Raw genomic sequence first — 13,226 nt, 5'->3', positions numbered from 1 at the left:
TTCTTCAAACCTTAGTGTCTGTAATTAACATATCCTAATTGTTCATCTTCGTCTTCAAATTCTAGCTCAGCATCTTTTTCCCAAATCTCCATTTCACAAGGCTTACAATTAAATTTCAATTTATATTCATTTTCGCCATGTTTTAACGTAAGTGGTTCTACCAACTTTTCGCCCATGGTATCCCTTTGAAATCTAGCACATTTTCCTAACTCATATTTTACGCAATACTTAGTAGTCATTACACGCGCTTTTCCAGGGTCCCATTGCAATTCAAAGGCTTTTTCAATTTCCGTAACGCCATGTCTTTTGTAAAATGCTCTCGCCAAACGGTTTGAAACATTATACATGAAGTCAAGCTTCTGAACAGGGTAAGGGTGGTCTGTTTTAGTAATCTGGAACTCTTCTCTATGATATTCCTTTACGCGAATATCAACCAATTGTTCTAATACTTCTCTTCTAACTTCGTTAACTTTTGAAATCGGTAAAAACCAGTTGTTTGAAAACTCAACTTCAATTTCATCCACTATAAAAGGCGTATTTCCTGTTTTAGCAAGGTTCTTTTTAATGTTAGGAATCACTGACTCCTGACTCTTTGCTAATTCTTTGGCAGTTTCCAAGGTCAAACTACACTGATGACCATCTTCATCCACTGCCAACAATTGGAATCCATCAACCGTTTCAGTAAAGCGTAATGAAACACCAATTTTCCGAACAGCACTGTTTTCTTTTTCAACCATTTTGTTAAATTCAGCGTCTGAATTTCTATAAATGACTGTTCCTACTGACAGAGGTTTAAAGGTATTAGGCACTACTACATTACCAACAATAATATTGATTTGTGCGCCGTCTGCTTCTCCTTGTTCATTGATAAAATACAGTCCATCGCCATTGTTTAGCTTCTCATAATTTTCAATGACATAGCCATTTGCCTTTATTTCAAGCAATTTGCCAATCAATTGCCCTTGTGATTTAGGACTTTCCCAGTTACCGATTTTCTCTTTGCGTTTGTTTACAAAATAGTCGGTATAACCTCTGTTAAAACTTCTATCCATTTCTGGTTCGAAATTATAGAATGTTCTACCCGACGAAGCTTTTTGATATTTATCAGTATTTTGTTCTAAAAAGGCATCTAATTTCTTGCGTAAAAAAGACGTGTTGTTTTTAACATACACAATATCTTTTAAACGTCCTTCTATTTTAAAAGATGTAACACCTGCGTCAATTAAATTAGGTAATTGGTCGCTTAGGTCTAAATCTTTAATCGATAATAAGTGGCTATTAGCAATTAATGTTTTGCCCGTGCCATCAATCAGCTGATAAGGAAGACGGCAGTTTTGAGCACACGAACCTCTGTTAGCACTACGTTCACCACCCGCAATACTCATATAACAATTACCACTGAATGACACGCAAAGGGCACCAGAAACAAAGAATTCCAGTTCAATATCAGTAGCCTCGCTGATTTCACGAACCTGATCTAAATTTAATTCTCTTGCCAACACAGCCCGTTTCATTCCTGCATCTTTCAAGAATTTAACATGCTTGGCATCTCTGTTATTGGCTTGCGTACTAGCATGGATTACGATAGGAGGTAAGTCCATTTCCATAATGGCCATATCTTGAACAATCAAGGCATCAACACCAATATCATATAATTGATAAATTAGCTTTTTGCACAAGTCTAATTCATTATCATATAAAATGGTATTGATAACGACAAACACTTGAGCTTTAAAAAGATGGGCATATTTAACCATTTCGGCGATATCCTCTAACGAATTGGTAGCATTAGTACGAGCCCCGAACTGTGGAGCCCCAATATATACAGCATCTGCACCAGCATTAATAGCGGCCATACCTTGAACCAAGTTTTTGGCGGGTGCGAGAATTTCTATTTTCTTTTTCATCTAATTATGTATTTCTTTTTCATCGATATCCTCAGAGTTTATTTCGTTAATCGACTAATAAAACTTCTGAGACGACTTTTGTAATCAGTATTCTTGCAATGATTATGCCTCTTTTTGATACAAACTACAAAATTAGGAAATACTTAATAAAGTATAAGACATATTGCTAATAATTACGATGTAATTGAGGATATTGATAATGCATATTCATAATATTATACCATTATCAACCATTTATTGGTATTCATAACGATGAAAGAATATTAATTGACTTCATTTTTTATAATTATTTCTTACTTGAGGAAGCAATGCAACGTAGATAATAGTAATGGCTAAAAACATATAGAAAGTATGTAACCAGCCAACGGCATTTAAAAACATCATTTGAACCTGTAACCAAATTATCAACGCAAAAGCTATGTAAATGCTGTATGTCCAAGTCCAATGTATGTCGGTAAAGAAATTAAATTGCTCAGCAAGATTAGATGCTGTTTTTTTGATTAATCCCACTATCAGTAAAGCTGGGAATACCCCTAAAACAACAAAAAGTATGATTCCTGGCACTAGAAAATTATTAAAGGGCGATTGTGCTAACATAGATAGTGGCATGCCTATCAACTTACCATTTGGAGAAATAATTAAAGTAAATCCTCCGCCGAGAGCCCCTAAAGCAAGAAACCCTAGCAAAAAGAGGTGAATCCAATAAAAGAATTTAGTCGTTGTTTTCATTACTTATGGGTTTTAGCTCAGCGTTTGTTTTAGAACTAAATTAATGAAAAAAATTGAGGCTTAATTTTAATAAATAAGAATCTCTGGATAATAATTTGCAAACCTCCAAAACCAAAAATCCCCAAAGCCAAATGAAATTTCAGCCTTGGGGATTTTAAGAAGATACAAATGATACCGATTAATGGTATTTATTTCACCGAAAACTTATAAACTGTAGTAGTTTGATACGTTTCGTTTGGTTTCAATACTGTGCTTGGGAAAGCAGCTTGGTTTGGAGAATCTGGATAGTGTTGTGTTTCAAGACACAATCCTGAACGGTGTTTGTAAATAATACCGTTTTTCCCTTTGATAGTACCGTCCAAGAAATTACCTGTATAGAATTGAATCGCTGGTTCAGTCGTCAATACTTCTAATACTCTACCACTCGTTGGTTCATAAACTGTTGCCGCAGATTTCAACGTTTTAGTAGAATCTGTCAACACCCAGCAATGGTCATAACCGCCACCAAATTTAATTTGTGTATCTGTCGTATCGTTGATACCTGCACTGATTTTCTTAGACTTCAAGAAATCGAACACATTACCTGCAACTGGTTTTAATTCACCTGTAGGAATTAACGTCTTATCTACTGGAAGGAATTTGTCAGCATTCAACGTTACTTCATGGCTTAAAATATCACTATCTAAATTACCATTCAAGTTGAAATAAGTATGGTTTGTTAGGTTAATAACGGTTGTTTTATCAGTAGTTGCCTTATAATCAATCTTTAAAGAATTATCTTTTTGTAACGTATATACTACTTCTACTGACAAATTGCCTGGATATCCTTCTTCGCCATCTTTCGCGGTGTAAGTCAATTTCAAGCCTGGTTCTTCACCTTCAATTGGTGTAGCTGTCCAAAGTACTTTATCAAAACCTTTTAAGCCACCATGTAAAGCATTTACGCCATTGTTTTGTGCTAAAGAATAAGCTTTGCCTTCAAGGGTGAATTTACCATTGGCAATTCTGTTGCCATATCTCCCGATTAAAGCCCCAAAATATGGAACACCTTTTACATAACCAGCAACTGAATCACAGCCAAGAATCACATCTTCAAATTCACCTTTTTTGTTAGGGGCTGTCCATGAAACAACTGTTCCTCCAAAATTTGAAATTTTTACTTCCATACCAGCAGCATTTTTCAAGGTATAAAGTTCTGTTTCTTGTCCGTCTGGGAGTTTCCCAAAGCTTACTTTTTCAATCATATTATTGTTGTTTTCTTTTTTTGAGGTATCGCAAGATGTCATACTAACACAAGCTAATAAGAACAAAACAGCAGCTGTTTTTACTTGTTTTTTCATTGTTAAATATTGTTTTTGAGTTATTTTGATTAAAAGTATGGTAAATAATACACAAAACTGTAATGAATAATGACGATTAGGGCAATTTTATTGCAAACATAAATTGAATCCTTCCGAAATATAATGCTTCTTGTATCATTCTATATTCAAAATCGGTCATCAACAGTTTGATACATCGAACTGCTAATGACCGAAATAAATAGGGACAATATTACAAACCAGCAGATTTCTTATGGTCAGCTAAGAATTTAGCCAAACCGCTATCTGTTAATGGATGGTTCAATAAGGCGAGTATAGCACTTAACGGACAAGTAACTACATCTGAACCCAACTCAGCACATTTCAAAATGTGGATTGGATTACGAACAGAAGCCGCTAAGATTTCAGTTTCAAAGCCATAGTTATCAAAAATCAATCGGATTTGCTCGATTAATTTAATACCGTCCATTGAAATATCATCTAAACGACCTACGAATGGAGAAACATAAGTAGCACCAGCTTTAGCTGCTAATAACGCTTGTCCAGCCGAGAAGATTAGGGTACAGTTAGTTTTAATCCCTACGCTTGAAAAATATTTGATAGCTTTGATACCATCTTTAATCATCGGAATTTTTACTACAATATTTGGGTGAAGTGCTGCCAAGGCAAGGCCTTCAGCAATCATTCCATCATAATCAGTAGCGATTACCTCCGCAGAAATATCTCCGTCAACAATATCACAAATTGCTTTGTAATGATTGATTACGTTTTCATGTCCACTGATATTTTCTTTAGCCATTAAAGATGGATTGGTAGTTACGCCATCTAAAATACCTAAATCGTATGCTTCTTGAATTTCAGCAAGGTTTGCTGTATCGATAAAAAATTTCATTTGCTTGTGTTTTAGTGCTTTCGCAAGGTTGTCAATTGATTATTGAAATTACTAGTAAATAAATGGTTTTTGGGTCTGAAGCTTTATTAAGTTTTCATTAACTCAAGAAGATTGATACCTCTCAGGCGAGAGGTACCAATACAAAAACCCAATTTTATTTATCTTCTATAAAACATTGAATTCCAACGCAATTCATTTTTGAATTGGTACAAATCTGTTTTATCATTAATCAATACGTATTCTATGCCTGCGATTTCAGCGAAATCTGCATAGAATTCTTGTGTAAGTGCCTGCGAATAAACAGTATGGTGTGCACCACCTGCCAAAATCCACATTTGTGCTGCGGTTTTCAAATCAGGTTTAGTTTTCCATAATACACGTGCTACTGGCAATTTTGGTAATTCAGCGGCTGGTTCGATAGCCTCTACTTCGTTAACAATTAAACGGAAACGTCCGCCCATATCCACCATTGACGCATTTAAAGCTGGGCCAGCAGGAGAGTTGAACACCAAACGAACTGGGTCTGCTTTACCACCAATACCTAATGGGTGGATTTCGCAAGTTGGTTTGCCTGAAGCGATAGTAGGACAGATTTCCAACATGTGTGAACCCAATACTTGGTTGTTGTTTGGTGAGAAGTGGTAAGTATAATCTTCCATGAATGAAGTTCCACCTACTAAACCTGCTGCCATTACTTTAGATGTACGCACCAATACAGACGTTTTCCAGTCGCCTTCGCCACCGTAACCGTATCCGTCAGCCATCAAACGCTGAGAAGCAATACCCGGTAATTGAACCATTCCGTGCAAATCTTCAAAAGTATTAGTATAACCTTTGAAATTTCCTTGTGTAAGGAATGAACGTAAACCAGCTTCAATTCTAGCAATTTCAACCAAACTACTTCTTTGTCCACCGTTTACTTTCAATGAATCCATCAAAGTATATTGTGCTTCATATTCTTCAATCAATGCATTAATAGCAGCGTCGCTCACTGAATTGATAATACCTACTAAATCACCTACTGGGTGTGTGTTGACAGAATATCCAAATTTGATTTCAGCTTCTACTTTATCGCCTTCTGTTACCGCTACAAAACGCATATTATCGCCAAAACGAGCAAATTTAGCACCTTGTAAATCGTTCCAACCAGAGGCTACTCTACTCCAAACGTTGATTCTTTCATGAACCTCTTCGTCTTGCCAGTGACCCACTACTACCTTACGAGCGATACCCATTCTAGCTCCGATGAAACCGAATTCACGGTCGCCATGTGCAGACTGGTTCAAGTTCATAAAGTCCATATCGATATCCGCATACGGAATTTCAGCATTGAACTGGGTATGTAAATGACAAAGAGGTTTACGTAAAATTTTCAAGCCATTAATCCACATTTTTGATGGCGAGAAAGTATGCATCCAGCAAATTAATCCAATACATTTTGCATCAGAGTTTGCTTGAATGGCCATATTGTATATTTCCTCTGGCGTTTTTAAAACAGGCTTAAATACAACAGTTACTGGAATTTTTGAAGACTTGTTGAGCGCTTCAGCAATAATTTTAGAGTGGTCATCCACTTGCTTAAGTGTTTCTTCTCCGTAAAGGTGTTGGCTACCTGTAATGAACCAAACTTCGTTTTGTTTTAAGTCAATCATTTTAATAAATATAATTTGGTAAGCACCAGAATGTTATGTGTGATATAATTATTTTAATTCCAAAACAGCTACTGAAAACGCTGGTAATTTTACTTTTAATTGATTACCCGAAATCGTTGCTCCTGAAAATGCCTTTGGTTGAATTTTATTAGGATTTTCAAATGAATTGAAGTCTCTTAATTTTTCAGCAGCTAAAATTCTTCCTGAAACAGAAACGTATTTAGCACCTTTTAAATCAATCGTGATTTCTTGAGGATTTTTAGGGTCAACATTTGTTAAAGAGATGTGTGTTAAACCTTTAGCATCTTTTGAAGCCGAAACCGAAACCGCTGGTAATTTTTCTCCTTCAAATACAAAGTCGTTAGTTTTTACTTTGATTGGAAGCAAAGTAGCATCTTGGTGAACATTGTACATTTCCATTACGTGGTAAGTAGGAGTGAGGATCATTTTCTCTTCTTTCGTAAGGATAACGGCTTGCAAAACGTTTACTACCTGTGCTAAATTCGCCATTCTAATACGGTCAGCATGGTTATTGAAAATATTCAAAGTTGCACCTGCAATCATGGCATCTCTCATGGTATTTTGTTGAAACAAGAAACCCGGATTTGTACCATTTTCTACATTGTACCAACCGCCCCATTCGTCAACTACTAAAGCAACTTTCTTTTTAGGGTCGTACTTGTCCATTACTGCTGAATGTTTTGTTACCAATTCATCCATCAACAAAGCTTGTTGCATTGTTTTGAAATACTCTTTATCCGTATATTCTGTAGCAGAAGTTTTTTTACCTTCGCCCCAGCTTAAAACTGAATAATGGTGAATGGCTACACCTTCAAGCATTTGATGAGGAATGTTCTTCATCAACGTTTCTGTCCATTTATAATCTGCATCACTTGCACCAGAAGCTACTCTGAAAAGTCCTTTTTTATCTGCTCCTGCCATGAAAGTAGCATACTGACGATAGATGTTAGCATAATATTCGGCTGTCATGTTTCCACCGCAACCCCAAGCTTCGTTACCTACTCCCCAGATTGAAACATTCCAAGGTTTTTCACGACCATTTTGCTCACGCAATTTTGACATTGGACTTGTTCCAGCTCCCAAGTTTATATACTGAGTCCAGTCTTTCAATTCTTGTACAGTTCCACTACCTACATTACCCGAAATATATGGTTCAGTACCTAATAGCTCGCACATATTTAAGAAATCGTGTGTACCAAAAGAATTATCTTCAGTAACACCACCCCACCAAGTATTAACCATCGCTGGGCGTTGAGCTTTTGGTCCAATACCATCTTTCCAGTGATAAGTATCAGCAAAACAACCACCTGGCCAACGTAGGTTAGGAATTTTTAATTTTTTAAGCGCATCAATAATGTCTAATCTTACACCATCTTTATTCGGGATTTTTGTGTTGTTTTCACCCACATAAAAACCACCGTAGATACACGTACCTAAATGTTCTGCAAAATGCCCGTAGATGTGCTTGTTAATAGTAACTTTACCTGAATCAGCTTGCAATGTCGCTGTATTTTGAGCATTTCCTAAGAAAGAAAGCCCTAAACATGCCACTGCCAATAGTTGTTTTTTCATCGAGTTTTTTGAGGATTTAATTGGAATAATATATAATTGTGAATGAGTGAATTGTGAGTTAGTGATTGTTTTTTTGCAATCACCCTTAAAAATTCCCTTTATTTCCTATTTGAAAAAAAGATTACTTGTTTGTGATTGAGTACTTATCGTAAATGACTCTACATTCCGCACTCAAAACTCCTCACTAATTAACATCCTTGTCCGTAATAGGCACTTACACCATGTTTACGTTCGTAATGCTTTTCAATTAAGGTATCTTTCAAACGGTTTACTCGTGGGTTCAACGTACAAGTAAGGTAAGCCATTTGAGCAACTGCTTCTAAAACACCAGCATTATAAACAGCTTTTTCGGCGTTTTTACCCCATGTAAAAGGAGCATGATTTCCCAAAAGAACCATTTCTACTTCTTTATAAGAAAAACCCTTTTTCTCAAAATGATTCATGATTTGGAAACCCGTTTCATATTCATAATCTCCTTTAATCATTTCATCACTCATAGGAGGAGCGCATGGTACATCCACCGTCAAATGGTCGGCATGAGTAGTTCCTAAAATAGGAATATCCATCTGAGCCTGTGCGAATGAAGTAGCATAAGTAGAGTGCGTATGAACGATAGAACCGATTTCTGTCCAATGTTTATACAACACCGCATGAGTTTTAGTATCAGAAGAAGGACGGAAAGTACCTTCTACTACTTTAGCATCAAAATCGCAAATTACGATTTGGTCAGCCTGTAGAGATTCGTAAGGTACGCCACTAGGTTTAATAGCAAAAACACCTTTTTCTCTATCTACAACACTTACATTTCCGAAAGTAAATACAACCAAACCCAATTTAGGAAGTTGCATATTTGCCTCAAAACAGGCTTGTTTAATGTCTTGATACATATTGTTAAATATGAAATAGTAATTATGAATTGTTATTGAGAGAGACAAGAAGCAAGAGAAAAGAAACAAGGTTTATGGCTAAACTCCAAAGTCCTAAAGTCTAGCATCTTTCTTCTTTACTCTTTAATCTTATAGTCTTGCTTCTTTTCTATTACTGTCCAAAGACCTTTAGTCTTGTATCTTGCGTCTTAAAGTCTTGATTCTTACAAAGTCTGCGATTCAACAAAAGCCCCTAGCGCTTCGTATTTTTGATAAAGCTTTGCATACAGCGCAACGTTCTCAGCAATAGGAAAATACGTTTTATCAAAACCGTTACCCATCGCCGAAACAGCAGTGTTTACATCAGGATGAATGCCCGCTGCAACGGCTGCATACATGGCAGCACCCAAAGCAGGCGCTTGTTCAGAAGTAGCGATTTTAACAGGCATATCTAATACATCAGCAAGCGTTTGCATCACAAAATCAGACTTTTTAGCCACACCACCCATACCAACAATCTGCTTAATATCAACACCTTCATTTTTAAAACGATCAACAATCGCTTTAGAACCAAAGCAAATAGCCTCGACCATCGCACGGAAAATAGCAGGAGCATCAGAACCCATGCCCAATCCCATAATGGCACCTTTCAACGCTTGGTTAGCATCAGGTGTTCTTCTACCATTTACCCAGTCTAAGGCAACAACGTTCTTTTCAGAAATTGGTATCGCCGCCGCTGCTTTTGAAAGACTTACAATGATAGAATCTTCAATTTGTTGCTTAATTTCTGGTGCAATATCAGCGTTTTGTACCGACCACATCGTTAGGTTTTTAAACCAAGCCAATAAGTCACCAAAAGCAGATTGTCCTGCTTCTAAGCCTAACATCCCTGGAATAATAGAACCATCTACCTGACCACAAATACCACGAACTAGTTTGTCGCCAATTTCATCAAAAGGAGCAACCATCATATCGCAAGTAGAAGTACCCATTACTTTTACTAACGTAGCAGATTCAATTTCAACACCTACTGCACCAGCGTGTGCATCAAAAGTTCCTACAGAAATGATGGTATCGGTCGTTAAGCCTAATTTATCAGCCCAAGCTTGGCATAAATTGCCCATTGAAACATCGGCTGTATAAGTATCTTCAAATAGTCGTGAACGCAATGCAGCCAAACGACTATCAAATTTTCCTAAATATTCTTCTGAAGGTAAACCTCCCCATGACTCATGCCACATCGCCTTATGCCCAGCCGCACAACGACTTCTCTTTACAGCATCAACATCATCACTACCAATTAATACAGCAGGAATCCAGTCGCAATGTTCCATCCACGAATAGGCAGATGTTGCAATGCTATCATCTTCACGAGTAATGTGTAAAATTTTTGCCCAGAACCATTCTGAAGAATAGATGCCACCTTCAAATTGCGTGTAATCAACCCCACCCCAAGTACGAGAAACCTGATTGATTTCAGCCGCTTCGTTCACCGAAGTATGGTCTTTCCAAAGTACAAACATTGCATTTGGATTTTCTTCAAACCCCGCTGTTAATGCCAAAGGAGTACCAGCTTTGTCAACCGCAACAGGAGTAGAGCCAGTAGTATCCACTGAAATACCCTTTACTGATGCAGGATTTACCTGTGGTGCTTTTGCTAAACAATCTTTAATAGTGCTTTCTAAGCCTTCAAGATAATCTAAAGGATGTTGACGAAACTGGTTTTTAGCAGGAATACAATATTTCCCAGCTTTCCATCTTGGATAATAAAAAACAGATTGGCTAATTTCTTTACCGTTTGAAGTATCAATTAATACTGAACGAACAGAGTCTGTTCCATAATCAACACCGATGACGTATTGGTTTTTCATTGGTTAAATAATTTTCGTGTCATCATGACACAATTGTAATAAAAGTTATTAAAAAATATTTATGTAATGGACTGACAAGATGATTGAATAATATCATCAATTTTTCAAATCATTTTACCATTTAAAGTCAGAAATAAAGTTGTGGAAATCGTTGAAATTGTTTTTATATTTTTCGGCGTCAAGTTGGTAAAGCATTGCTTTTTTGGTCGCAGAATTTTCGTTTTTTTCACCTGTATCAATTAATAAACCTGTAGAAATGATTTTTCTGCTAAAATTTCTACGGTCAAGATTCATATCATAAATAGCCTCATACAGTTTTTGTAATTGAGGAATCGTGAATTTTTCAGGTAATAACTCAAAACCAAGTGGATGTAAGGCAGCTTTGTAGCGTAACTGAGAAAGCGCCATATTAACCATTTTGTTATGATCAAAAATTAAATCAGGTTTGTCTTTAAAATTGAACCAATATCCATTCATCGAACGTGATAGTTCAGAGTCGTGGGCATGAATATTAATCAAGGCAAAAAAACTGACAGAAACAGTCCGTTCTACTGGGTCACGCGTGATTTCGCCGAAAGCTTGAAGTTGTTCCATATACACATTTTCAAGCCCAGTTAATTCATTCAATACTCTTTTTGCTCCTTCTTCCAAATCTTCGGTTTCATTCAAAAATCCTCCCATCAACGACCATTTTCCTTTTTCGGGGTCAAAGTTTCGTTTAATCAAGAGTAATTTTAATTCTTCACCATCAAAGCCGAAAATTATGCAGTCGATGGCTAAGAGAATCCTAGTATCATGTGTGTATTTTTGAAGCATTCCTGTTGTATTGAAATAGATTGTGTAAATGTAACACAATTTATTTAATACAACAAATTCTTTTAAAAAGAAAATAATTTCTTAAAGTTAAGAAATTGATTTATAAAAAATTAGGGTTAAAACTTTTTTTTTGTGACCAAAAGAAAATCTCTTCATACATCAATACTGCTAACAAGCACCTGATATATGAAGAGATTTTCTATTTAATAACTTTTATTTAAAACTAGCGATTAAACCTTTAGAAATTTTTGATTTTCATCAATGGTTTTATCTTTGGACTGTACAATGAAAAATTTAGAGCCACAGCTAGGGCAGTTATAGTATTTTATGTCTGAGAAGTAAGATAGGAATATCTTAATATAAAAAGGTCTCTTTACTCTATCGCAGTGCAAGTTCCCGCAGCTAGGACATTTGTTAACAGATGTCTTTCTTAAAAAATAGAACAAAAGAAAGAATGCCTGTAAAGCCAGTATTGCCAGTATGGACAATACAAGCGGATTGTTCAATAAGCTTGTCATAATTTATCGCGTGTGTTAATGGTTTGGAAAATGAATTCAACGTTCAAATCCCAAGTAAAAAAGTTTAAATATAAATGGTTAGTAATACAAAAATAAAATATAATAAATTAACTTATGATATCTTTATAGTAGTTTTTAAGGATATTAAAAATTACAAACTAGACGCAAATTTGTCTAAAAATCAAAGGTTTATACTCAACTTATCTTAAGTTAATTATTACCTTTTCATAATTGTACTTCTGCTAATTTCAATATTTTTTTTAAAATTACAATATCGAAATGCTTAAATTTTGGCTTTTAAGCCTTAAAATGACCAAAAATTTATTAGCTGGTATCTTTTTTCAATAATTAGATTTATAATATATTAATATATCTTGAATATATATTAATATATTAGTGTTAATTGAACACGATTTTACGTAGAAGTTTTTAGTAGAAAGATTAAAGGACAAAAATAACCCGATAAATTGTATATCAGGTTAAGAAATTAATAAGAATAAATACTTAGTTGGGTGAGGGTAGAAAAATGCTGACAGGAGAAGATATAAAATGCCTTATTCTTTAAAACAATAATTTAACTTTTCTAAGAAATCAATAATATTATTCTAAATGAAATTCGAAAGATTCTTTAGTGATATTTTCAGATGAATAAACTGCTGTAATAGTCGAAGCTAAAAAGTTTGTTAAAAAATTAATAGCGACATCATTGTCGGCAGGAAGTTCCAGAAAAAAATTAACATTGCTTTCAGTAGGCTTTTTCCAGCCGATTTCATTTAGTTTATTTAATTGGTCGGTCGACAGCTTACTTGCTTGAGGTAAATATTGATTGGACACAGCCTCACAAAACACATCTTCTGCACCTTTTGAACTAGCAGCTTGAATATAATAATCTTTCGTAATGTTGATTACAAAGTAATTGCTATCGCCTCCTTCTTTAAGTATTTTATTAATGGCTGTTTTGATAAGTGATTGATTCATGCGGATGGTTTTTCTGCAAAGGTAAAGCGAATACAATAAAAAACGTCAAAGATTTTTCTTTCCTAGAAAACCTTTGACGTTTTTT

Annotated in this window: 10 protein-coding genes; all 10 read right to left on the bottom strand. The window is 35.4% G+C overall.

What is annotated here, in order from left to right; genetic code table 11:
• Positions 1 to 11: 11 nt before the first annotated feature.
• The 10 genes from AC1RNE_RS02475 to AC1RNE_RS02430 all read right to left on the bottom strand — a co-directional run bounded on the left by AC1RNE_RS02475 (position 12) and on the right by AC1RNE_RS02430 (position 13,141).
• The gene (locus AC1RNE_RS02475) at positions 12 to 1,907 is read right to left on the bottom strand and encodes a peptidase U32 family protein (RefSeq protein ID WP_492799464.1); all 1,896 of its coding nucleotides are present in this window, start codon (positions 1,905 to 1,907) and stop codon (positions 12 to 14) included.
• Positions 1,908 to 2,180: 273 nt separating this feature from the next.
• Positions 2,181 to 2,636 carry a hypothetical protein gene (locus AC1RNE_RS02470; RefSeq protein WP_492799463.1) on the bottom strand — a complete coding sequence of 152 codons (456 nt, stop codon included), beginning with the start codon at positions 2,634 to 2,636 and terminating at the stop codon, positions 2,181 to 2,183.
• A 188-nt stretch (positions 2,637 to 2,824) separates the two neighbouring features.
• Entirely contained in the window at positions 2,825 to 3,976 is a 1,152-nt protein-coding gene (locus AC1RNE_RS02465; protein WP_492799462.1) for an aldose epimerase family protein, read from the bottom strand.
• Between the two features lie 211 nt (positions 3,977 to 4,187).
• A complete protein-coding gene (gene fsa / locus AC1RNE_RS02460; protein ID WP_492799461.1) occupies positions 4,188 to 4,847 on the bottom strand; it encodes a fructose-6-phosphate aldolase in 660 nt (219 codons plus the stop codon).
• 158 nt (positions 4,848 to 5,005) lie between these two features.
• Positions 5,006 to 6,499, bottom strand: coding sequence for an L-arabinose isomerase (gene araA / locus AC1RNE_RS02455; protein ID WP_492799460.1), 1,494 nt, complete (start codon positions 6,497 to 6,499; stop codon positions 5,006 to 5,008).
• Between the two features lie 48 nt (positions 6,500 to 6,547).
• Positions 6,548 to 8,092 (bottom strand): alpha-N-arabinofuranosidase, encoded by a 1,545-nt coding sequence (locus tag AC1RNE_RS02450; protein ID WP_492799459.1) that lies wholly within the window; start codon positions 8,090 to 8,092, stop codon positions 6,548 to 6,550.
• A 188-nt stretch (positions 8,093 to 8,280) separates the two neighbouring features.
• Positions 8,281 to 8,979: an L-ribulose-5-phosphate 4-epimerase gene (locus AC1RNE_RS02445; RefSeq protein ID WP_309916241.1), complete on the bottom strand. Its 699-nt coding sequence runs from the start codon at positions 8,977 to 8,979 to the stop codon at positions 8,281 to 8,283.
• Between the two features lie 203 nt (positions 8,980 to 9,182).
• Complete coding sequence (locus AC1RNE_RS02440; protein WP_492799458.1) at positions 9,183 to 10,829, bottom strand: ribulokinase; 1,647 nt, start codon at positions 10,827 to 10,829, stop codon at positions 9,183 to 9,185.
• A 114-nt stretch (positions 10,830 to 10,943) separates the two neighbouring features.
• On the bottom strand, positions 10,944 to 11,645 hold the full coding sequence (locus AC1RNE_RS02435) for an NUDIX hydrolase (RefSeq protein ID WP_492799457.1): 702 nt from the start codon (positions 11,643 to 11,645) through the stop codon (positions 10,944 to 10,946).
• Positions 11,646 to 12,763: 1,118 nt separating this feature from the next.
• Positions 12,764 to 13,141, bottom strand: coding sequence for a TY-Chap domain-containing protein (locus AC1RNE_RS02430; protein ID WP_492799456.1), 378 nt, complete (start codon positions 13,139 to 13,141; stop codon positions 12,764 to 12,766).
• Positions 13,142 to 13,226 lie beyond the last annotated feature (85 nt).

The organism is Arcicella sp. GW822-FHT02H01, from assembly GCF_058802005.1.
This window is presented reverse-complemented; position numbering and strand designations above follow the sequence as displayed.